We start from the raw sequence: 20,834 nt of genomic DNA, 5'->3' as shown, positions 1-20,834 counted from the left end.
ATGATGACAATACCGTTGCGGTTTGCAGTGATGAGTAATCAATGCCCATTTGAGTGGTTGATTTAACCTTTCTTTTGAAGCGAAGAGGTTACAGTCAGTCGGAGTTCTGATAGAATAAGCATTACACGAGATAAGAGGGGGTAGCAAGATTGTCAACAATGTTAGTGGCGGAAGATTTATCCGCAGTCGGTGGAATCTCACTTAGTTCAGCGTTGCCCGTATTAACGGCGATGCAGTATGACGTGGCAGCACTGCCGACAAGCTTATTATCGACACATACTAGCGGGTACGGGACACCAGCCGTTGTCGACTTATCGACGTGGCTGCCGCAGGTCTTTGCGCATTGGACCCGTGCACAACTGCATTTTGATCAAGCCCTGATCGGCTACGTTGGTTCGGTCGCACTGTGCCAACAAATAACTACTTACTTAGAACAACAAACGCTGTCGCTATTAGTTGTTGACCCAGTACTCGGCGATCTCGGTCAACTCTATCAGGGCTTTGATCAGGACTATGTCGCGGCAATGCGTCAGCTTATTCAACAGGCGGATGTGATTTTGCCAAACACGACGGAGGCCGCATTGCTAACGGGAGCGCCCTATCAAGTGACGCCAGATTTAGAAGTTATTTTGCCAGCACTGCAAGCACAGTTGAAAACTGGCGCCCACGCAGTCATTACGGATGTCCAACGTGCTGATCAGATTGGCTGTGCCTGGTTGGATGAAGCTGGGCACGTGCAATACTGTGGTGCGCGACGTTTGCCGGGGCATTATAATGGTACCGGTGATACTTTAGCTGCTGTAATCGCGGGACTGTTGGGCCGGGGTTACGCGTTAGCACCAACGCTGGCGCGCGCTAATCAGTGGTTGAATATGGCGGTAGCAGAAACGATTGCACAAAATCGAACGGATGACCGGCAAGGGGTTGCACTGGGGGACTTGCTTCAGGCAATTTTAGCCCTCAATTGATGATGGAACATGTTATACTAGAGCATAATTCATAATTAGGAAGGTGCGACTTCATGAGTACAGAAGTAGCTAGTGGTGCGGTCGTCTATCAACAAAAAGATGGTCATCCCGCTTATTTATTATTACAGAGTGCGACCAGTGATTTTTGGGGCTTTCCGAAGGGGCACGTTGAAGGCAATGAAACGTTAGCTGAGGCGGCGCGACGTGAAATCCGTGAGGAAACTCAAATTGAAGCGACACTCGATACCAATTTTAAGGCGTATACCGAATATGACTTACCGAATGGTAATTTGAAGCAAGTCACACTGTTTGTCAGTGAAGTCCCAAGTGGTGTCGTAGTGACGCGGCAGCAAGCTGAAATCAGTGCAATTGGCTGGTTTGATTATGCTGCTGCCCGCGAACGATTGACTTACGATAATTTAAAGCAAATGTTAGATCAGGCTAACACCTACATTGAGCAGCATCTACAATAATACTGACTGTAAAAAAATTACTGGTGCCGTCGCATAAACGGTACCAGTAATTTTTAAACAATATTTTTAGATTGGCTTAGGCCTGGGTTTGTAAGTTTGCAACTGCATCTTCGATTGTTACGCCTTCAGCGAACAATTCTGGATGAAGTTTGTCAGTTGCGACAAACATTTGGCGTTGCGTATCTAAGACAATGCTGAACCAGCTATTTGTTTTTTGAAATTGCATATGACAAAACTCCCTTCTGAAAATTGTTGGTTTGCTACGAGATGCGTGAATCATCTATTTGAACCTTATAGGTACGTTACTATACTCGGTTTACCGAGCTAACGCAAATGAAAAGCTTTACATGGATTAAAAAATGGAGGTTTATCAACTTTGACAACGAAACGGATCTTTGTGATCACGGGACCAACGGGGAGTGGTAAGACCACTGTCAGTCATTACTTGCGGTCACAATACCAAATTCCTCAGGTGATTACTCATACGACCCGGGCTCCCCGGGAAGGTGAAGTCAGTGGGCGCGACTATTATTTTGAAACTCCGGCGAGTTTTGCCACGAAACATTATTTAGAACACGTGACCTATAGTGGTAATCAATACGGTTCTTCACGAGAAGGACTAGCGGCAGCCTGGGAACGGTCACCACTGATTAGTATCGTCTTAGATACGGCGGGGGCTATTACCTATGCGCGGGAGTTGGGCGAACAAGCGGTGGTGATTTATCTCGAGGTTGCTGATCAAGAGGCGCTAATTCAGCGTTTGACCAAGCGAGGAGATCTTCCTAGCCGGATAAAAAAGCGAGTTGCTAGTGATGAGTATTTGCGGGACCAGGCTTTGCCAGTAGGATTAGTGGGGCATGCACATGTTATCGTGAATGATGATTGGCAGGCGACGCGGCGCCAACTAGATGAGCTGGTCACTGAATATTGTCAGCATGATGTTGTGACGAAAGATTAGCGCTGACGTATAGACGGTCAACGTAATTCACTTTTACACTTGAGTATGCTAAACTAAATAGTAATGATTATGATTTAGTGAAGTCCTGGTCAGTAGGAGGCAGCAACATTATGGAAACACCAATTGAACAAGCCGTCGCAATTTTACGTCGCAATCAGTTTAAAATTACGAAGCAACGGCAGGCATTATTAGATTATCTGGTGACCTATCAGGACCACTATGTGGCAATTTCGGCCGTTGATGAGCACATGCGGACCTTATTTGCAGGAATGAGTCACAATACCATTTATCGCAATATTAAAGAGTTTGAAACGTTAGGATTATTGGAATTGAAGGCCCAGGCTAATCAAACCCTGGTTAAATATCAATGTGATTTCAAGCATCAACACCATCACCATTTTGTTTGTTCAAACTGTGGTAAGGTGACGGAACTGCAAGCGTGTCCGTTAGACGAGTATGAAGCACAATTACCGGGTTGTACGATTACGGGTCACCGCATCGAGATTTACGGTCTATGTGCCAATTGCACGAAAAAGCAGGCAATTAATAGCTGACGGGGAGTCGGCTTTTTTGTTGGCCTTGTTTGAGTAAAGAGTTTCTTAATTTGTGATAGAATTAGTGCATTCCGAACACGAGCATGGTTTAATTATAGATTAGAAAGAATAACGGCAAAGCCTCAGAAGGGAATGACATCGATGGCTTATCGAACACCACCATTTATTTCACCATTTGCAATTGTTTCAATTGTCCTTGCACTGGGGGCAACTAACGTGGTCGTTAATAAGACAACCCATACTGTCAATGGCGCCAAGGCCACTAGCAGTGTGGTCAAAAGTTCATCAGCTAGTTCCGCAAGTCTGAAAAAGAAAGCGGCTGATGATAGTAGCGATGAGAATAAATCCAAAGACAAATCCAGTTCAGATACATCTAATGATGAACAGAATAGTAGTTCCAGTAGTAGTACTGACGAGAATGATACGGACAGCAGCAGTGCTAATAAGACCAGTAGTTCATCAAGTTCAGCTGATGATACGAGTTCTAGTGCCACTAATAGTAGTACGACTGATAACAATAGTTCAACGACTGATACGAGTGACGATGATGAAAGCTCTGCTGCTGAGTCATCAAGTACGACCGCGTCAAGCTCGACAACGACAACGTCACAGTCGACAACGGATACCACTACTAGCGACGGGGGCGAATAACGAATGTTTAGTATTTTAGATATGATCAACCACGCCTTGGGTTACGTTAATGTCAATGTGAAGATTAAGAACCAAATCTATATCGGCATTGGAATTGCGGGTAATTTATACCTCGGTTATGTGGCAATTCGCTTGATGCAGAATGGCGCGTGGTTACGGGGCATCTTATATATGCTCGTTTTCTTGGCGCTGATTTATTTCATTACGTTAAACGTCATTTATTATTTTACTAATAAAACTGCGAAGTATGACTTATCACCACGTATTGAAAAATTGTTGGGTGGTAAGCCTAAAGAAGCGTTAGCAGCTGAAAAACAAGCACAACAAAGTCAGCAACAACCATACATTCCTGCGAACGGTATTTTTGATGGGCAGGAATTGTTGCCCGCCACGGTGAAGACTTCACGTGCTGAACAGGAGAATGTGCATCAAATTGTTGATCAACTACAAGCGGCGAACATTGTCCGATTAGATTACGGTGGCTTAACTGATGATGCCATCATTCAGCAGGCGCAGGCAACGGGTGAACCCGTTTATGCGATTGGGCAAGGCATTCAAATTCCTTTTTCGCAGTTAAAGTTGGAGAATCACCGGCTAGTTATTTACGCTGGAATCAATCAGATGGACCAATCCCCGGTTGGGCATATTACTAAGGTCGGCTTGACCGATGTTCATGATGCGCATGAGGATTATAAGTTGTACTTGGCCTCCACGGTAATCACAGGTGGTATGAGCAAGATTGCGGGCCGAACGTCGGCTATCGAGCAACCGGGCGATTACCAGGTAACCGCGCAGGTTGCGTATGAGGGAAGAGAAGATTAAGAGTGCTAAAAGACACGGGTAGTCAGCGAGCATTAACGTTGTTAGGCTGATAATCCTGGGCTTGGATTATCAGCCTAACAGGGTTAAGCGGAACTGACTGTGTCTTTTAGCACGTTTCGGCAAGCTGGAGTTAAGCGGAGCAAACTGCCTTTGGAAGCACGTTTCGGTAGCCAAATTGAATCTAAACACAAAACAACCGTTTTGAGCAGTGGCTCGAAACGGTTGTTTTGTCGGTATGGCTATTTAAAAAGCGCTAAAATGTCTAATGGTTTTTGGAAGCGGTGGGCCACTTTTTGATGGTCGGCGTTAGGGTCCATTCCCCAGACTGCCAGTCCAAAATCAACGTTAGCGGCCTGGGCAGTTTGTTCGTCACTGACGGAATCCCCGATGAAGAGTGCGTTTTGTGGCGCAACGTTGACTTTTTCGAGGGCTGTGAGTAGGGGGAGGGGATCTGGTTTGCGCTTAGGCGTATCGTCCGCACTGATTGTGACAGCCATCCGCATCATGAATGGATACGAGCGCATCCCACTTTCTAATTCGTTTCGTCGTTGGGAAGTCACGATTCCAAGTCTTAGTTCAGACGGCAACTGTTCAAAGAGGCTGGTAATGCCTGGATAAAGTTCAATCTGATCATAATGGCTGGCCATGACATCTTCGTATTGGGCCTGAAAGTGGTCAAACTCACTGGCTGCAATCCCCAATTCAGTCATTGCTTGTTCAGCGGCCATGGGAAAAGTCTTCTGCGCTTGGGCAGGACTAAATGGTTTGCCATAAGTAGCAAGTACCTCACGCATAACCGTCGTGTAAGCTGGTTGGCTATTAGTCAGCGTGCCGTCAATATCAAACATTAATGCTTGGTAAGTCATATAATCGTTCCTTCCAAAGTAGATTTAACTCCAGTATAGCAAATTCGTCCTTGACAGTGGTTAGGACAACCATTATAGTTAGATTAACAATTGATGAGGAGCTAATGATATGTCATTACCGTTAAATTCATTAAAATCTAGAACTAGCTTTTACTTTTGGTATTTTCGCTAGTGTTTGTGCCGGCTGCAGAGGTGCAAACACGAATCCGATGTTTGCATCGATGCGGTTGCCAAGAGTATTTTGTGATTTGACGGCGCCCATGGATGTTTGAAAATTCCAAGGGTGGCTAATAAGTTTGTTTCTGCGTGGTGGCGCACCCTTTGGAATTTCGAGGGGTGCGCTTTTTTGACCCTAGTCCAGTCCGCTTCCACCAACAAGATCAGCCAAACTTGGGAGGAATCTTTATGTCAATTAATTCAGAAACACTTGTTAACCATATGAATCATGAAATTGCGGCGATTCAGCCGTCTGATATTTTGGCGTTCAACGCTGAAATCGCAAATATTCCGGGTATCGTGCGTTTGACCCTCGGTGAACCGGATTTTAATACACCTGAGCACGTGAAACAAGCTGCAATCGAAAGCATTGAAGCGGATGAAAGCCACTATGCACCCTCGAACGGAACGTTGGCCTTGCGGACGGCTGCCGCTGAATTCTTGGCCGCTAAGTATGATGTCCATTATGATCCTGCTAGCGAAGTGATTATCACAGCTGGTGCGACCGGGGGCATTTATACAGCGTTGACTTCAATCCTTAATCCTGGGGATGAGGTCCTGATTCCAACCCCAATTTTTCCATTGTACATCGCAATCGTTAAATTATCTGGGGCAACACCAGTCTTCATGGATACCTCGGACAATGGCTTCGTGTTATCGCCTGACCAGTTACAAACGACGTTAGCAGCCCACCCCAAGACGAAAGCGGTGGTCCTTAACTTTCCTTCAAATCCAACCGGTGTGACTTACCGGCATGATGATCTGAAAGCCCTGGCCGCAGTGTTAGCTGATCAACCAATTTTTGTTTTGTCTGATGAAATTTATAGCGAATTGACGTATGGTGAGCCTCATGAATCGATTGCAAATTACTTACCAACACAAACTATTTTGCTTAACGGCGTCTCAAAGTCGCACGCGATGACGGGCTGGCGAATCGGCATCATGTGTGCGCCGAAAGCTATCACAGCACAACTGGGTAAGATTCACCAATTCACAGTGACTTCAACGACGACCAATGCTCAAGCAGCTGCGACGGAAGCATTGAAAAATGGGTTAGATGATGCCCAAGTAATGAAACGTGAGTACCAAGAACGGCGCGATTATTTGTATGATGCACTTAATGACCTTGGGTTCCAATCAGCTAAGCCAGAAGGGGCCTTCTATCTCTTCAGTAAGATTCCAGCCGGGTTGCCACAAAATAGTATGGCTTTTTGCCGTGAACTAGCCCATGAAGCACGTGTCGCTCTGATTCCAGGTAGCTCATTCGGCCCGGGTGGTGAAGGCTATGTTCGAATTAGTTATGCCGCTTCAATGGCCGATCTTAAGACGGCGGTCACGCGGCTCAGGACGTACGTTGCCAGCAAGAAGCAGGGGGCTTAAAGATGAAAATTTTAATGTATAGTGTTCGCGATGATGAACAGGATGCGATTCAAGCGTGGGCTGCGGCTCATCAAATTCAAGTAGATACGAATGATCTGGAATTCCATCCAGAAACTGCCGACCTGGTCAAGGGTTATGACGGCTTGGTCATTCAGCAACGCAGTCCAATTGGTGGTGATGCTAGCTTATACCAATCATTAGCTGCGGCCGGGTTAAAACAACTAACGAGTCGTACGGCTGGTGTGGATACAATCGATATTCCGGCAGCCAAGGCGGCTGGTCTTGTGGTCACGAACGTCCCAGCCTATTCGCCTAATTCAGTTGCTGAGATGTCGGTGGCACAAACCATGCGCTTGATTCGCAACTTGGAAATGTTTGATCAACGAATCAGCCAACAGAATTTTCAGTGGGCGGGACTGCAAGCACGAGAAATTCGATCATTAACCGTTGGTATTATTGGTGCGGGTCGTATTGGTGGCACGGCCGCTCGACTTTTCCACGGGTTAGGTGCCAAGGTGATTGCCTATGACGTGGTACGCCATCCTGAACTCGAAGACGTTTTAACCTACGTTGACACTAAGGAAGACCTATTGCGGCAGGCGGATGTCGTTGATTTACACGTGGATTTGAATGAGACCTCTGCGGGGTTGATCGATGCGGCAGCCTTGAAGTTAATGAAGACGGATGCCTACCTTATCAACGCCTCACGCGGACCAGTGATTGTCACCGATGATCTTGTGGCAGCGCTAAAGGCCGGTGAAATCGCCGGTTGTGCACTCGATACGGTTGAGGGTGAAAATGCGTTATTTAACCAAAATCATCAGGGTGAGGTGCTTCAAGATACCAACGTGGCACAATTAATGCAGATGCCCAACGTCATTATCACGCCACACGTGGGTTTCTATACGAATTTAGCGGTCAAAAACATGGTCGATATTAGCCTGGATGACGTCTTAGCAATTCTAAATGGTGAAACGACGGCCCACGCCTTTTAATGATGGCGTCAGCCGCTACTACCAGTATGGCTGTAGGAGACGGTGGCTGGTCAAAGTGCCCCACCGGTTAACTTGTTCGGCGACTCGCTGTTCGATAACTAGCTTATAGCGGGACTAATTTGGTGGTGCGTCCGCGACTGGGCTTCAGGTGTACTGGCAATGAAATAAGCCTTCCAAGCATATTGCTTGGAGGGCTTATTTGTCTCTTGAGTCGGCTGACTGGTCGTGACTAACTAGCTAATAGATTTGGCTAACCAGCCATTATCTAATAACTGGTGATAGTGCTTACCGATTGGCACCCACAGTTTAGCTTGCAGAATGCTACGGAGCTCATCCCAGAAGAGTGGATCGCGTTGTTCATTGGTGGATAAATTCAATTTTAAGTAGGCCCCCGTCTCAGTCTTGACAATCACAAAGGGATAAAAGACTTTGATAATCTGGGCTGCTATAATGTTAGTCATGTTAGCTGCTTGGTCAAGTAACATATTATCGTCTCCCGTTACAATGCAGATGATTAATTTCTTAATAGTTCTAGGTTAGCAGTGATTATTAAAGAAATGATTGCGGAAGCGTTAACAATTTTTAAAGTTCAGTTAGTTAAAACCACTAATTGTGAAAATTATGCGCCGGACGCTTCGGTGGCTTTCAGTAGTGGTATGATTAAAAGCGGGTTAAGTTTAGTTGTTAGAATAATATAAATTTTATTGAAATCATTGTCTAAAAATTATTCGGCCGTGGCAGTTCCAAAAAGAAAAGCGAATTATTATTGGCTTTTCACGAATAATGTTCAATATTGGAGCTGTTATTCAGCTATTTTAACTGAAAACAGTGTAGCTGTTTCTCACTATTTTATGGATATCGAACAATATTTAGCTACTTTTTGACAAAATTACTAATTATGTATTAAACTATTTAAATAGCATTAACGAAGAATAAGGATTTCTTAACTCTAATTATTAATGCAATAATTCTAGACCGTCAGTCAACAGGCTGATAGAGAAAGCGAAGGTGACTGCAATGTCAATGATCGAATTTCACGACGTCGAAAAGTATTATGGTGATTTTCACGCCCTCAAAAATATTAATTTAACGATTAATGAAGGTGAAAAAGTTGTTTTGATCGGACCATCTGGCTCAGGTAAGAGTACCTTGATTCGAACCGTTAACGGTTTGGAACGTGTCCAGTCAGGTCAATTGTTAGTCAATGGGTTTGATTTAGCCGACCGCAAAACGGATATGAATAAAATTCGCAAAAACGTTGGGATGGTGTTCCAACACTTTAATTTGTACGCTAACAAGACGGTGCTTGAAAATATCATGATTGCTCCCCGGTTAGTCTTGAAACGGCCGGAAGATGAGAATAAAAAATTAGCGATGGACTTATTAGATAGTGTCGGTCTGGCTGACAAGGCCAATAGCTTACCGAGCCAATTATCTGGTGGGCAATCACAACGAATCGCGATTGCACGTTCTTTAGCTATGAAGCCGAAGTGTCTCTTGTTTGATGAACCCACCTCAGCACTAGATCCCGAAATGATCGATGATGTGTTGAACGTGATGAAGAGTGTTGCCGAAGACTCCAGTATGACCATGTTAGTTGTGACCCACGAAATGGGCTTTGCTCGTGAAGTGGCCGATCGGGTTATTTTCATGGCTGATGGGGAAATCTTAGAAGATGATGCTAAAGAAAAGTTCTTTGATGGTCAGCCGTCTAATGAACGGGCCCGTCAATTCTTGAGTAAAATTATTACACACTAATTTGTAGGGGAGGACCACGAATGAAGAAGCTGAAACGACTAATTGGCGCACTCGGCATGCTTGCCATGCTAGTGGTGGTCTTAACCGCTTGCGGTTCACGGCAATCATTAGCAAAACAGGATGTTTTGACCAATGATAAAGCTAGTAAGACGATTACGTGGGGTGTTAAAGCTGATACGAAATTATTTGGGTTGATGGACGTTAAAGATAATCAAATCAAGGGGTTTGACGCCGACATTGCGACGGCATTAACAAAGCGGGTGCTCGGTAAGAATGCTACCGCCAAGTTTGTCCAAGTAACGAGTCAAACGCGGATTCCATTGTTGAAGAATGGGAACATTGATGCCATTATCGCCACGATGACTATCACGCCGGAACGTGAAAAACAGGTTGATTTTACGAATTCATACTTTGATGCGGGGCAATCACTGTTGGTTAAAAAGGGCAGTGCCATTAAATCAGTTAAGGATTTGAATAAGTCGGGCACCAAGGTCCTTGGTGTGACCGGTGCAAACTCCGTTGAGAACATTAAGAAAGCAGCGCCTAAGGCTAAGGTGTTGGAATTATCCGACTATGCTCAGGCAATGACGGCGTTGAAATCTGGTCAAGGGGTCGCGTTGACTACTGATAACGGGATTCTTTACGGGATGGCGTCGCAAAACCCAGGGTACGAAGTGGTTGGGGGTACCTTCACGAAAGAACCATACGGGATCGCTGTTAATAAGGGTCAGGAACCGTTAAAAAAGGCTCTGAATAAAGCGCTCAAAGAAATTGAAGCGGACGGGACGTACAACCGCATCTTGAAGAAGTGGTTTGGTAACGTGGCCGGCTTCGACTATAAGGAGGCGTCACGCTAATGGGATACATTCTAACGCACTATTGGTCAGAGCTGATTCAAGGACTCGGATATACGTTGTTATCCAGTGTGATTGCTTTGGTATTCAGTACGATCATCGGAACAATGTTTGCTATCTTTGAAGTTTTGCCAAGTCGTACGATGCGCATCATTGGTCGAGTTTATATTGAAATTTTCCGGAACATTCCATTGTTAGTTATTGCGATGTTCTTCTACGTGATCATTCCAATGTATGTTGCCAAGATTGATGGCTTTACCGCGGGGACAATTGGGCTAACAATCTATACCTCGTCATTCATTGCGGAAACGGTTCGGGCCGGAATTCAATCTGTTGATCCTGGACAAATGGAAGGCGCCCGTGCTAATGGGATGACGTACTGGCAGGCAATGAGTAAAATTGTCTTACCACAGGCATTTAAAATCATCATTCCACCGTTGGGCAACCAGTTTATTAATCTGGTGAAGAACTCTTCTGTCCTAGCTTTCGTGGCTGGGTTCGACTTGATGTATCAAGCAAATTCAATTGCGTCACTATCGCTTGATACGATCAATAGCTACGTGGTTGTAGGGGTCTTTTACTTAATCATTACGTTGCCACTGAGTTATTACATGCGGCACTTAGAGAAAAAATTAGCAAACTAGAAGGGGGCGACGATTCATGCAAAACTTTATTCAAGCGTATTCGTGGATAAATATCCGGTTCTTGCTCGAAGGACTCTGGGTAACGGTGGAAGTGTCCGTCGTTTCCATCATTGCCAGTTTTATTATCGGTTCAGTCCTAGGGGTGCTTCGGTACGTCAAGATTAAATATTTATCGGCAGTGGTTGGGTTTGTTGTTGACATTATTCGAAACTTGCCATTGATCTTAATTATCTTCTTTACTTACTTTGGCTTGCCACACTTGGGATTCAAGCCTGGTATCATTTTCGCAGCCATCCTCGCTATGACGATTTTTGAATCGGCCATGTTAGCCGAAATCATTCGTTCAGGGATTTTGGCGGTTGATTACGGTCAGATGGAAGGCGCCCGGGCTAACGGGATGAGCTATGTACAAGCGTTATGGCACATTGTCTTTCCACAAGCAATCAAGAAGACGATCCCAACGATTGTGAGTCAATTTATCTCACTGATTAAGGATACATCGCTGGCAACCATTATTGTCTTACCTGAATTATTAAACCATGCGCAAATTATTTATGGTCAGAACTCAGCGTATATTTTACCGATGTTCTTAATGATCGCAGTCATGTACTTCATTATTTGTTACGCCTTGTCAATTCTGTCACGTGTGTTGGATAAGAAGTTAGCGTAATTAAACTGGTGGGATGATGGCTGAAATTCCTTAATGAAAAGACCAAACAAGCAATAATGCTTTGTTTGGCCTTTTTTATAAAAAATATTTAAATGTCTTGCAAAAAATAGAAGGCGTGATAATATAGTTACTGAAAACGTTTTCTATAAAACTGAAATTAAGGATTGTAACTCATACTCTTTGAGGCATTACCTTTTACTTGTTGAAATATACGGGTGAAGTGGGTGCCTCAAGGAGTTTTTTTGTATTGAAGGAGGTTCAGTGATGTTTGGAATTAAAAGAAAGAAAGTTGATGTCTTCGAGGTGGTTACACCGATTGAAGGTATTTGTATACCGATCACGGCCGTTATGGATGAAGTGTTTGCAAAGAAAATGATGGGTGATGGATTTGCTATTAGGCCGAGTGAGGACACTAATCAAGTTGTGGCACCGATTAGTGGGAAAATCGTTGCATTACCTGAAAGTAAACACGCTATTGGCATCATGGATGAGACTAGGGGCGTGTCTGTATTGGTTCACATTGGCCTAGATACAGTTGGCTTAAATGGTAGAGGCTTTACGGCACACGTCAAATTAAATCAAGAAGTTAAAGCAGGGACCCTATTAGTGACGCTCGATCGCCAAACGATGGCGACCGCGGGATTAGATATGACCACCATAGTTGTCTTTACAGAAGGTTATACGGGCGAAGTGCCACTTGGCAGTAAGCTTCATCAACAATTAGCAGCCGGCACACCAGTTTTAAAGCAAGCATAAACTATGTAAAGGAGTGCGAATTAAAATGCGGGTGGTGAAGAAAATTAATAACAACGTGGTCGTTTGTCTTGATCAACATGGTGAAGAATTGGTCGCCTTTGGTAAGGGATTAGGATTTCAAAAAGTCCCGTATGAGCTTACTGATATGACTAAAGTGACGATGACATTTTATAAATTAAACTATCAATACTATCAATTACTAAAAGAAATACCCACTGAAATCTTTGATTTGAGTGCGGCAATTGTTGAGCGAGCGCAGGCACTAATTCCAAGAATTTTGAATCCAAATATGATTTTTAGCTTAGCTGATCATATTAACTTTGCAATAACGCGACTAACCCATTATAAAAGCGCCCAGTTACCATTTTCATATGATGTGGAGCAATTATACCCACAAGAAACGGATGTTGGGTATTACGCCGTCAGGTTAATTAATCGACGGCTAAATATTCAATTACCAGTTTCCGAGGTCACAGCAATTGCCATGCATTTTGTCAATTCTCAGACTAATGATTTAGCGACCAATTCAAGTGTAAATAGCGACGATGAAATGATAAAAATCATCACAAAAATTATTGAACAAGAATATGAGCTTAGAATCAATCAAACCGAATTCACATACAACCGGTTTGTCATGCATTTACGGTATTACATTAAACGGATGAAGAAACATGAGCAAATTTCTGAAAATGATAATTCTAAATTATTCAATACGATGAGGCATGATGAGCCTGAAATTTACTTGGTAGCAAAGCGAATTGCAGACTACGTTGATAGTCAACTTGATACTAATAGTAATGATGATGAACTTTTCTACCTAATGATATATGTTAAAAGGATCGTTAATAAAATGAATACTCAAGCGTAACCGTTAATTAATGGAGGTGTATGCGACATGAAAAATAAGGATAAACAGTATGAAAAAGTGGCGAATGGTGTACTGGAAGCAGTTGGTGGTAGTGCGAATATTTCTTCGGTGACACATTGTATGACCCGATTACGTTTTAATTTGAAGGATGAAAGTATTCCTAATGATGGTGAGGTACAGAATATTCCAGGTGTGATTGGTGTCAATCGCGCTGGTGGCCAGTATCAAATCATTATTGGACAAGCAGTTAGCAAAGTTTATGATGCGTTACTTACGGTGGGTAATTTAACTAGAAACGCGCCAATTAATGAAGATTTAGATAATCGACCTAAAGAAAAGTTAACGTTTAAGTCTGCGGGAAATATGATTCTAAATAAATTGGCTGGATGTTTAACACCATTGATTCCGATGTTGATTGCTGCATCAATGTTTAAAATGTTTGCGGCCATTTTAGGACCAAGCATGTTCAATGTTCTTGGTACTAAAACATCGTTGTATCAGTTATTTACGTTGGTTGGTGATGCTGGATTCTACTTTTTTCCAATCATCTTAGGATATACAGCTGCTAAGCAATTTAATACGTCACGGATTATTTCAATGTTTTTAGGTGCAATTTTGATTGATCCTAATTTAATTAAAATTGTGACTGCTGGCAAGGCATTTAATATCTTCGGTACCGCAATGCCATTAGTTAATTATTCAAGTACGGTCATTCCAATTATTTTGTCGGTTTGGGTAATGTCGTATATTGAACGGTTCTTTAAGCGTTATGTACCAGAGTCGATTAGTACGATTGTTATCCCAACGTTGACGATTGCAATCATGTTGCCGATTTCGTTATGTATTTTAGGCCCAGCAGGAAACTTTATCGGCAATTACATTTGTACAGGAATATTGGCTTTTGGAAAATTAGGTGGCTTGCCAACGATTATCGCGGTTGGAGTGGTTGGTGCCTTATGGGAAATCTTGGTTATGACCGGGATGCATCTCTTAATGCTTACGACGATGATGATGATTTTTGCGCAATCGGGTCATGAAAACTTTGTCACACTTGGCGCAGTTGCCGCTAGTATGTCGGTCGCGGGCATGTGTTTGGGTGCGGCCTTACGAATTAAGGACCAAGATCAAAAGACCCTTGCTTGGGGTTATTTAATCGCTAGTATTATCGGAGGTGTGACTGAACCAGGATTATATGGACTAGCAATTCGTTATAAACGACCGTTTATTGGCATGATGATTGGTGGATTTTGCGGTGGCTTATATGCTGGCCTGACAACAGTTACAGCTTATGTCATGGTACCTGTTGCAAACTTTTTATCTTTAACTGCGTATGTTGGCGGGCAAACATCTAATGTGATTAACGGTGTGGTTAGTGGCGTGATTGCGTTTGTAGCAGCTGCTATTGCAACTTATGCGATTGGTGTTGAAGCCAATACAAACAAACAGGGGACTAAAGAATTTAAACTAGTGGAGGCTTAAAAGCTAATGGAAAGAAAAGTAATCGTTCGAGCTGATGATTTAGGTTATTCCGATGCAGTTAATGTTGGGATTGCACGAACAGTTCACAACGGGTTAATTAATAATGTGGGTGTTATGGTCAATATGCCAACGACGATGTCAGGATTAGCCATGATTAAAGATGCAGGGGTTTGCTTAGGTTTTCATACTGTTATATCTGCTGGCCGGCCATTAACAAATCCAAAATTGATTCCGAGCATCACTAATCCAGATGGTACCTTTCGTCATTCCTCGGATTATCGGGCGGCTATTCATGATTTTGTCGATCTTAATGAAGTTGTTTTGGAAATCGAAGCGCAATATCAAAAATTTGTAGCGTTAGTTGGTCGCCAGCCTGATTATTTTGAGGGTCATGCGGTAGTTAGTGATAACTTTGTTAAGGGATTGGAAATTGTGGGTGAACGTCATCACTTAAATCTTTTACGCTTTGCAGCAGGCCCAGATAGTCCGAGTGTGCTATTTAAGGGAAAGGTATTACATGTTTTTATGGAAAGTATGGGCAAAAACTATAACCCTTATGAAACGTTGAAACGTGCGGCACTAGCCCAATATAATGACGGCTATGCTATGATGGTTTGTCATCCTGGCTATTTGGATGACTACTTATTACAACATTCAAGCCTGACAGTTCCCCGGACGCAAGAAGTCGCAATGTTAACAGATCCTCAAATGCAGGAATGGTTAGAACGACAGCAGATCAAATTAATCAAATATAGTGAGGTTTAGTTACTAAGCGTTAAGGTAATCGGTAAGCAAATTAAATCACTTATTTCAATGCGCGTTGAAAAGCATAAAAAGAGCGTTGCTACTGAAAATATCTTCAGTAACAACGCTCTTTTACAAGTTATCAAGAATTTAAATTAAGCATTTTGATTTTGCTGCTGCTTCCAATAATAGATTGGGAACCCAACGGCCACGATAACCAAGGAAATCAGTACACCCGATAAGTCTGAGCCAATTTCACTGATAATCACGAACAGCGCGCCAAGAATCGCAATCAGTGGTGTGATCGGAAATCCAGGTGTCGAGAATGGTCGCTCAGAAGCTGGACGTCGTTTTCTTAAAATAAAGACACCAACGAAGGTTGTCACGTAGAAGCAGTAGACCGTGAAGATACAGAGGTCCGATAAGCGATCTGGATTGAAGAACAGGATCATAATACTAGCATAAACGAGAATGGCAATGGTTGCGGCGATCGGCTCGTGTGATTTTTTGTGCAAGTAACTGAGTTTTTTAGCGAATGGCAGCTGATTCTGAGCAGCCATGGCGTACACGATGCGGGGGAAGGTCATAATCTTGCCGTTTAAACAGCCCACCATCGAGATGATAATCCCAATGTTCAGTAGGCGCCCGCCAATTGTGCCAAACGCCGCTTGGGCAAAGTACAGCGTCGTTTGTTGCCCGAGTTTGTGGATCGTTGCCGCGGGTACGAAGTGGAGAATCCCATAGCTGACTAAGGTATACGCAATCAAGGCCATTGAAATCCCTAAAATAATGGCTTGTGGTAATAACTTCTGCGGGTTCTTGATTTCGCCACCCAAGTTAGCGACTAAGATCCAGCCATCATAGGCAAAAAGTGTTGCGAGGACGGCAACCCCGAAACTACCCGTTGATTGGGTAATTGTATGTAAAGACTGTCCCAGCGCATTCTGATTACCATAGAAGAGTCCAAAAATAATAATAGCCGCAATCGGTAATAATTTGCCCAACGTGGTCGCAATTTGAAATGCGGCGCCCCAACGGTTTTCGAACATGTTGAGGATTCCAATCAGGACGATGACGCCAATCGAGAGTGGCGCCTGCCAACCCGCCTGCAGGTTGAAGAAACCAACTAGTAATATACCAAGGTAAGCGCTAATTGAAGCGATGATAGCGGGACCGTAGACGGCGATTTGCATCCAACCAGAGAGAAAGCCCCACAATTTACCATAGATTTGTTCCATGTAGACATAGAGTCCGCCCGTATGCGGCATTTGGGCACCGACCTCGGCGATTGTTAAGCCCGCGGTCAACGTAATCAGTCCACCTAGTAACCAGGCGAGTAACGCAGCGCTCGGTGAGCCCGCACTATCAAGGACTGATGATTGCTTGAAGAAGATTCCTGACCCAATAACCGTACCAACGACGAGTGAAAGTGCTGACCAAAAACCGAGTGAACGGTTCAGGGTCGTTGCTTGCTTTGTTTCCTGCATTAACCTGAAATCCTCCCTTGAAACAACCAAATTCTAAATGATTGCACTTAGCATACCAGAGATTAATGGTGATGACAATCAAATATCGTTGGTTGTGGCCGGTTTTTCACCCAAAATCCGAACTAATAACGATATTTTAATAATAAAGTTCGACAAGATTCGAAATGATCAGTGTTATTCGGTTGGTGATTCGAGTTTCGACAAAATAGGATTGGGCGGCGTGGTGGCTTTAAATTAATTTATTTATCTTCCTAATATTAGCAGGGTTATTTAACGGGTCAGGTTAGTCATTAACTTAGTCATTAATTGAGTTAGTTGTGCCCACTCGGATTGATTGAGACCACCCTTAGCAGTCAATAAATCCGGCAAATCATTTAAAGCAAGTCGTGTTGCGGTTCCTTGAGGTGTCAGAGTGAGCAAGATGCTCCGTTCATCTTGGGGATTCCGATGGCGTGTAATTAAACCAGCTTGGGTCATTCGCTGTAGCACGGGCGTCAGCGTTCCCGTACTTAAATTTAGCTGGGTGCTCAACGTTTTGACCGTGACAGCGCGCGGCGGTGTCGCATAGAGTGCGACTAGAACCAAGTATTGTGGATAAGTGAGTCGGTGTGCTGTCAAAGTTGGTTGGTAGAGGCGTTGAATGGCATGGACTGTTGTGTAGGTTGAAAAACAGACGTGGTCTTCAAGGGGGCGAATTGTGGTTGTCTTCATGATAATTACCGCCTTTCATGCGATGAGTATTAAGTGCGGAGACGTTCTAATAATGATTGTGCACAATCGATTGATTGGATTATAGCACATTCTGACAATCTGTGGGCCTAGTTGCCCTAGTGCCGGTGGGATCTTATGGTCTGGTGGTCACGTTCAGTATGCAAACTGATGATTGTGGGTACCACTTGCAGTGACGTCATGGTAATAATTTTTGGTTCCTTCCTAAAAATACAGTATAATGCTACGAGTAGGTAAGAGAGTGGGGTTAGATTGATGGTAATTGCAATTGTGGTGTTGTTGATGCTGCTCAGCATCGGCTTATTTGGGTTGCTGTTAGCCGGTGCCAGACGGCAAGCAGCGCCATTTTTTGACCACAGTTTTGGTTTCGGCATGGTTATCGGGGCCGTGACGGATTTTCTTGACACACTTGGTATCGGAAGTTTCGTCGTGTCCACGGCAATTTTTCAAGCGAGCCATTATTTAAAGGATGAACGTAAGCTACCTGGAACTTTGAACACGATGCATGCGATTCCGACCGCGTTTGAGGCGTTTTTCTTTGTTACAGCAGTTGCGGTCGAGCCAGTGACACTGATTAGTTTAGTTTTAGCAGCAACGCTCGGCGCATTACTGGGTAGTGAAGTCATGACGAAGCTTAATCAGCGGTGGATTCAGTTAATCATGGCCGGTGCGTTAGTCATCACTGCTTTACTGATGGCAGCGAAGTTATTAGGTTGGATCAGTTTGCTGGGAGTTGCTAATCAGGCGACGGGGCTATCCGGTTGGAAATTATTGGTCGGCATTGGTGGCAACTTTATCCTAGGGTTACTGATGTCAGCCGGAGTCGGACTGTACGCACCGTGTATGGTAATGGTGTATTTTCTGGGATTGACCCCGATTGCCGCCTTCCCAATTATGATGCTGTCGTGCGCATTGTTGATGCCGATTTCGGCAGTGAATTTTATTCGCCATGACCGCGTCGATTATCGCGGCTTATTCGGCATTATTTTAGGCGGTATTATTGGCGTGGTGGTGGCAGCGACCTTAGTTAAGTCACTGTCCTTAACAGCCCTGAGTTGGTTGATCGTCTTAGTGAGCTGTTGGACGGCCTTTTCGTTATGGCGTGCCGCGCAACGCCGGAAAAATGTGTTATAGTCAACGGTATGAGTGGTTAGGCTAACCAAGCCTAGCCACTTTTTTGTCGTTGTTTAAAATGATTTTCAGGCTGCTAGAAAAAATAGCGGTCGCTGGTTGACAATTTATACAGCTGACTGTATAAATGAAAGGGCAGGTGATTAAGATGAATCATGATGAAATGGTGGCGCGGCAAGTTCTGATTTTAGCTCGTCAAATCAAGCGGCGTCGCAACCAACATTTGCGGACGGTGGGGTTAACGACTGAGCAAGCGGATGCACTGACCTTTTTTACGGATCAGCCAGGTCGCACGGTAACCGCGTTTAAGACGTACCAGGAAATCACCCATCAGACGGCCAGGATGATCGTGCAACGCTTGCAGACGCGCGGATATGTCCAATTAGTGGTCAGTCCAACGGATGCGCGTGCCAAGCAAGTGGTAGTGACCCCGAGTGGGCGTGCTAAACGCGAGCAGCTCCGTCAACATGGCTGGCAGACGAGTGCGCAAATGTTTGCCCATTTGGATGCCGAACAACAACAGGTATTTTTAGATTTGTTACGGCAAGTTAATCAGAATTTAGAAAGTGATGAGAATTGATGAAGACGCGTTTATATACGCCGGATGTAAAGTTAGTGTTAATGGCTAGTTTCTTCTTTTTAATGAGTCCAATGTTAATCAATCCCGTGATTGCAGGATTTGCGCACGGTATTGGCGCTAGTAGTGTGCTTGCCGGTACGATTGCCGGGTTAACGAATTTGACATCGCTAGTGCTCCGGCCACTTGCTGGGAATTTAACCGACCGGGTCTCTAAGTACCGTTTGACCTTCGTGGGGGGCTGTTTGTTGCTACTAGCTAGTTTAGGTTATAGTTTGACAACCAACGTGACGTTAATCATGTTATTGCGAATTTTGAATGGGTTGGGATATACCTTGTGTTCAGTTTGCATGGCAACCTGGATGGCTAGTTTATTGCCACCCGATCGAATTGGCTCTGGAATGGGCATTTATGGGCTAGCGAATGCGCTTGGAATGGCGTGCGGGCCGGCAATCAGTGTCTTCTTGTATCAACATTACAGTTACCAGAGTGTTTTTTGGTTAGCAGCGGGCTGTAGTTTACTGCTCATCATCATGATTCAATTCGTCGGTGATCATGGTGAACCAATTGTGACGCCTCAAACGGCTACGACTAAGCACCATATTCGCATCGTACAACCACGAGTAATCCCCGTGGCCTTGATTTTGCTTTTATTTTCATTACCATATTTTGCCACCCAAACCTATATTGTCAGCTACGTCGCTGCACGGCATTTTCATGTGGCAGCGGGGGTATTTTTCCCGGTGTACGCGGGTATTTTATTAGTATTGCGAATTATTCTCCGCGATTGGTTCGACCGGGTGCCATTTAAACGGTTCATCTGGTTATGCTTAATTTTTAATCTATTAGGATTGATTGGCTTAACTGACATGAACAATTGGGCGATGCTACTGCTGGGTGCAGCAGGACTGGCCGCCGGATACGGTTTGATGTTTTCAATTTGCCAAGCTAAAGCATTGATGCTCGTGCCGAAAGCTGATCATGGGCTAGCCAATAGTACATTTTATATTGGTGTTGATCTCGGAATGTCACTTGGCCCCATCATTGGCGGGCTGATTAGCAGTCAATTACCAATGGCGTGGTTTTATCCCGTGATGATGGTGACGCTGCCATTGATTATCGTTGTTTACCTAGTCAGTCGTCGGCAGTTAGCTTAGCCACCAACATGCTGGAGAAGGTTGTTCTTGGTATACACATGATTATGAATTTTTTCAGTAGGGGATATCAAAAAGTCACTTCAAGTTTACGACTGTC

At 44.1% G+C, this 20,834-nt stretch carries 24 protein-coding genes; 19 read left to right on the top strand and 5 right to left on the bottom strand.

The genetic code is table 11. The features are described 5' to 3' along the window. Positions 1 to 149 precede the first annotated feature (149 nt). Together MZO41_RS13050 and MZO41_RS13045 are read left to right on the top strand one after the other, a co-directional pair. Entirely contained in the window at positions 150 to 968 is an 819-nt protein-coding gene (locus MZO41_RS13050; RefSeq protein WP_013355275.1) for a PfkB family carbohydrate kinase, read from the top strand. A gap of 53 nt (positions 969 to 1,021) precedes the next feature. Then, positions 1,022 to 1,441, top strand: a complete 420-nt coding sequence (locus tag MZO41_RS13045) for a bis(5'-nucleosyl)-tetraphosphatase (RefSeq protein ID WP_003644009.1) — start codon at positions 1,022 to 1,024, stop codon at positions 1,439 to 1,441. 76 nt (positions 1,442 to 1,517) lie between these two features. Here the strand turns inward: MZO41_RS13045 and MZO41_RS13040 are convergent, their stop codons facing one another. Further along, entirely contained in the window at positions 1,518 to 1,667 is a 150-nt protein-coding gene (locus tag MZO41_RS13040) for a hypothetical protein (RefSeq protein ID WP_003641114.1), read from the bottom strand. Positions 1,668 to 1,817: 150 nt separating this feature from the next. Here MZO41_RS13040 and MZO41_RS13035 point away from each other — a divergent pair, with 150 nt between their 5' ends. From MZO41_RS13035 to MZO41_RS13020, 4 genes are all read left to right on the top strand, one after another. After that, entirely contained in the window at positions 1,818 to 2,399 is a 582-nt protein-coding gene (locus tag MZO41_RS13035; protein WP_021355849.1) for a guanylate kinase, read from the top strand. A 110-nt stretch (positions 2,400 to 2,509) separates the two neighbouring features. Beyond that, the gene (locus MZO41_RS13030; RefSeq protein WP_003641116.1) at positions 2,510 to 2,953 is read left to right on the top strand and encodes a Fur family transcriptional regulator; all 444 of its coding nucleotides are present in this window, start codon (positions 2,510 to 2,512) and stop codon (positions 2,951 to 2,953) included. Positions 2,954 to 3,094: 141 nt separating this feature from the next. Further along, complete coding sequence (locus MZO41_RS13025; protein WP_003641117.1) at positions 3,095 to 3,604, top strand: hypothetical protein; 510 nt, start codon at positions 3,095 to 3,097, stop codon at positions 3,602 to 3,604. A gap of 3 nt (positions 3,605 to 3,607) precedes the next feature. Then, the gene (locus MZO41_RS13020; protein WP_003641118.1) at positions 3,608 to 4,426 is read left to right on the top strand and encodes a DUF6681 family protein; all 819 of its coding nucleotides are present in this window, start codon (positions 3,608 to 3,610) and stop codon (positions 4,424 to 4,426) included. Between the two features lie 239 nt (positions 4,427 to 4,665). Here the strand turns inward: MZO41_RS13020 and MZO41_RS13015 are convergent, their stop codons facing one another. After that, entirely contained in the window at positions 4,666 to 5,292 is a 627-nt protein-coding gene (locus MZO41_RS13015; RefSeq protein WP_003641119.1) for an HAD family hydrolase, read from the bottom strand. Between the two features lie 405 nt (positions 5,293 to 5,697). On the opposite strand from MZO41_RS13015, the gene MZO41_RS13010 reads away from it, so the two are divergent. Beyond that, positions 5,698 to 6,888: an aminotransferase class I/II-fold pyridoxal phosphate-dependent enzyme gene (locus tag MZO41_RS13010; RefSeq protein ID WP_003645786.1), complete on the top strand. Its 1,191-nt coding sequence runs from the start codon at positions 5,698 to 5,700 to the stop codon at positions 6,886 to 6,888. Between the two features lie 2 nt (positions 6,889 to 6,890). Next, a complete protein-coding gene (locus MZO41_RS13005; RefSeq protein ID WP_013355278.1) occupies positions 6,891 to 7,883 on the top strand; it encodes a D-2-hydroxyacid dehydrogenase in 993 nt (330 codons plus the stop codon). 233 nt (positions 7,884 to 8,116) lie between these two features. Here the strand turns inward: MZO41_RS13005 and MZO41_RS13000 are convergent, their stop codons facing one another. After that, the gene (locus MZO41_RS13000; protein ID WP_013355279.1) at positions 8,117 to 8,368 is read right to left on the bottom strand and encodes a hypothetical protein; all 252 of its coding nucleotides are present in this window, start codon (positions 8,366 to 8,368) and stop codon (positions 8,117 to 8,119) included. 532 nt (positions 8,369 to 8,900) lie between these two features. Between MZO41_RS13000 and MZO41_RS12995 the strand changes: the two genes are divergently transcribed. The 8 genes from MZO41_RS12995 to MZO41_RS12960 all read left to right on the top strand — a co-directional run bounded on the left by MZO41_RS12995 (position 8,901) and on the right by MZO41_RS12960 (position 15,677). Beyond that, positions 8,901 to 9,641 carry an amino acid ABC transporter ATP-binding protein gene (locus MZO41_RS12995; protein ID WP_003641125.1) on the top strand — a complete coding sequence of 247 codons (741 nt, stop codon included), beginning with the start codon at positions 8,901 to 8,903 and terminating at the stop codon, positions 9,639 to 9,641. A 20-nt stretch (positions 9,642 to 9,661) separates the two neighbouring features. Next, entirely contained in the window at positions 9,662 to 10,498 is an 837-nt protein-coding gene (locus tag MZO41_RS12990; protein ID WP_003641126.1) for a transporter substrate-binding domain-containing protein, read from the top strand. Beyond that, positions 10,498 to 11,139: an amino acid ABC transporter permease gene (locus MZO41_RS12985; RefSeq protein ID WP_003644017.1), complete on the top strand. Its 642-nt coding sequence runs from the start codon at positions 10,498 to 10,500 to the stop codon at positions 11,137 to 11,139. The genes MZO41_RS12990 and MZO41_RS12985 overlap by 1 nt, the downstream gene beginning before the upstream one ends. A gap of 16 nt (positions 11,140 to 11,155) precedes the next feature. Further along, positions 11,156 to 11,809 carry an amino acid ABC transporter permease gene (locus tag MZO41_RS12980; RefSeq protein ID WP_003641128.1) on the top strand — a complete coding sequence of 218 codons (654 nt, stop codon included), beginning with the start codon at positions 11,156 to 11,158 and terminating at the stop codon, positions 11,807 to 11,809. Between the two features lie 264 nt (positions 11,810 to 12,073). After that, a complete protein-coding gene (locus MZO41_RS12975; protein WP_011101189.1) occupies positions 12,074 to 12,565 on the top strand; it encodes a PTS sugar transporter subunit IIA in 492 nt (163 codons plus the stop codon). A gap of 25 nt (positions 12,566 to 12,590) precedes the next feature. After that, positions 12,591 to 13,433, top strand: a complete 843-nt coding sequence (locus MZO41_RS12970) for a PRD domain-containing protein (protein ID WP_003641130.1) — start codon at positions 12,591 to 12,593, stop codon at positions 13,431 to 13,433. A gap of 27 nt (positions 13,434 to 13,460) precedes the next feature. After that, positions 13,461 to 14,912 carry a PTS transporter subunit EIIC gene (locus MZO41_RS12965; protein WP_013355280.1) on the top strand — a complete coding sequence of 484 codons (1,452 nt, stop codon included), beginning with the start codon at positions 13,461 to 13,463 and terminating at the stop codon, positions 14,910 to 14,912. Between the two features lie 6 nt (positions 14,913 to 14,918). Continuing rightward, entirely contained in the window at positions 14,919 to 15,677 is a 759-nt protein-coding gene (locus MZO41_RS12960) for a ChbG/HpnK family deacetylase (protein ID WP_013355281.1), read from the top strand. Positions 15,678 to 15,811: 134 nt separating this feature from the next. Here MZO41_RS12960 and MZO41_RS12955 read toward each other — a convergent pair whose 3' ends face one another. Next, positions 15,812 to 17,143 (bottom strand): APC family permease, encoded by a 1,332-nt coding sequence (locus MZO41_RS12955; protein WP_013355282.1) that lies wholly within the window; start codon positions 17,141 to 17,143, stop codon positions 15,812 to 15,814. Between the two features lie 270 nt (positions 17,144 to 17,413). Continuing rightward, positions 17,414 to 17,854 (bottom strand): MarR family winged helix-turn-helix transcriptional regulator, encoded by a 441-nt coding sequence (locus tag MZO41_RS12950; RefSeq protein WP_003641135.1) that lies wholly within the window; start codon positions 17,852 to 17,854, stop codon positions 17,414 to 17,416. Between the two features lie 273 nt (positions 17,855 to 18,127). Here MZO41_RS12950 and MZO41_RS12945 point away from each other — a divergent pair, with 273 nt between their 5' ends. From MZO41_RS12945 to MZO41_RS12935, 3 genes are all read left to right on the top strand, one after another. Further along, positions 18,128 to 19,006 (top strand): TSUP family transporter, encoded by an 879-nt coding sequence (locus tag MZO41_RS12945; protein ID WP_003641136.1) that lies wholly within the window; start codon positions 18,128 to 18,130, stop codon positions 19,004 to 19,006. A 124-nt stretch (positions 19,007 to 19,130) separates the two neighbouring features. Next, entirely contained in the window at positions 19,131 to 19,583 is a 453-nt protein-coding gene (locus MZO41_RS12940) for a MarR family winged helix-turn-helix transcriptional regulator (protein WP_003641137.1), read from the top strand. Further along, on the top strand, positions 19,583 to 20,737 hold the full coding sequence (locus MZO41_RS12935; protein ID WP_003645778.1) for an MFS transporter: 1,155 nt from the start codon (positions 19,583 to 19,585) through the stop codon (positions 20,735 to 20,737). Before MZO41_RS12940 ends, MZO41_RS12935 begins: the two co-directional genes overlap by 1 nt. The last annotated feature ends 97 nt before the right edge of the window (positions 20,738 to 20,834 follow it).

Source organism: Lactiplantibacillus sp. C232 (assembly GCF_023806725.1).
Classification (GTDB): domain Bacteria; phylum Bacillota; class Bacilli; order Lactobacillales; family Lactobacillaceae; genus Lactiplantibacillus; species Lactiplantibacillus plantarum.
The sequence above is the reverse complement of the archived record's forward strand: the minus strand, read 5'-3'. Positions and strand labels throughout refer to the sequence as shown.

Coding starts and splice junctions, on each gene's coding strand:
- MZO41_RS13025 (WP_003641117.1), top strand. CDS start 3,095: ATGGCTTATCGAACACCACCATTTATTTCACCATTTGCAATTGTTTCA.
- MZO41_RS12985 (WP_003644017.1), top strand. CDS start 10,498: ATGGGATACATTCTAACGCACTATTGGTCAGAGCTGATTCAAGGACTC.
- MZO41_RS12990 (WP_003641126.1), top strand. CDS start 9,662: ATGAAGAAGCTGAAACGACTAATTGGCGCACTCGGCATGCTTGCCATG.
- MZO41_RS13010 (WP_003645786.1), top strand. CDS start 5,698: ATGTCAATTAATTCAGAAACACTTGTTAACCATATGAATCATGAAATT.
- MZO41_RS12950 (WP_003641135.1), bottom strand. CDS start 17,854: ATGAAGACAACCACAATTCGCCCCCTTGAAGACCACGTCTGTTTTTCA.
- MZO41_RS13020 (WP_003641118.1), top strand. CDS start 3,608: ATGTTTAGTATTTTAGATATGATCAACCACGCCTTGGGTTACGTTAAT.
- MZO41_RS12995 (WP_003641125.1), top strand. CDS start 8,901: ATGTCAATGATCGAATTTCACGACGTCGAAAAGTATTATGGTGATTTT.
- MZO41_RS13040 (WP_003641114.1), bottom strand. CDS start 1,667: ATGCAATTTCAAAAAACAAATAGCTGGTTCAGCATTGTCTTAGATACG.
- MZO41_RS12975 (WP_011101189.1), top strand. CDS start 12,074: ATGTTTGGAATTAAAAGAAAGAAAGTTGATGTCTTCGAGGTGGTTACA.
- MZO41_RS13030 (WP_003641116.1), top strand. CDS start 2,510: ATGGAAACACCAATTGAACAAGCCGTCGCAATTTTACGTCGCAATCAG.
- MZO41_RS13045 (WP_003644009.1), top strand. CDS start 1,022: ATGAGTACAGAAGTAGCTAGTGGTGCGGTCGTCTATCAACAAAAAGAT.
- MZO41_RS13015 (WP_003641119.1), bottom strand. CDS start 5,292: ATGACTTACCAAGCATTAATGTTTGATATTGACGGCACGCTGACTAAT.
- MZO41_RS12965 (WP_013355280.1), top strand. CDS start 13,461: ATGAAAAATAAGGATAAACAGTATGAAAAAGTGGCGAATGGTGTACTG.
- MZO41_RS12960 (WP_013355281.1), top strand. CDS start 14,919: ATGGAAAGAAAAGTAATCGTTCGAGCTGATGATTTAGGTTATTCCGAT.
- MZO41_RS12955 (WP_013355282.1), bottom strand. CDS start 17,143: ATGCAGGAAACAAAGCAAGCAACGACCCTGAACCGTTCACTCGGTTTT.
- MZO41_RS12940 (WP_003641137.1), top strand. CDS start 19,131: ATGAAAGGGCAGGTGATTAAGATGAATCATGATGAAATGGTGGCGCGG.
- MZO41_RS12945 (WP_003641136.1), top strand. CDS start 18,128: ATGGTAATTGCAATTGTGGTGTTGTTGATGCTGCTCAGCATCGGCTTA.
- MZO41_RS13000 (WP_013355279.1), bottom strand. CDS start 8,368: ATGTTACTTGACCAAGCAGCTAACATGACTAACATTATAGCAGCCCAG.
- MZO41_RS12935 (WP_003645778.1), top strand. CDS start 19,583: ATGAAGACGCGTTTATATACGCCGGATGTAAAGTTAGTGTTAATGGCT.
- MZO41_RS12970 (WP_003641130.1), top strand. CDS start 12,591: ATGCGGGTGGTGAAGAAAATTAATAACAACGTGGTCGTTTGTCTTGAT.
- MZO41_RS12980 (WP_003641128.1), top strand. CDS start 11,156: ATGCAAAACTTTATTCAAGCGTATTCGTGGATAAATATCCGGTTCTTG.
- MZO41_RS13005 (WP_013355278.1), top strand. CDS start 6,891: ATGAAAATTTTAATGTATAGTGTTCGCGATGATGAACAGGATGCGATT.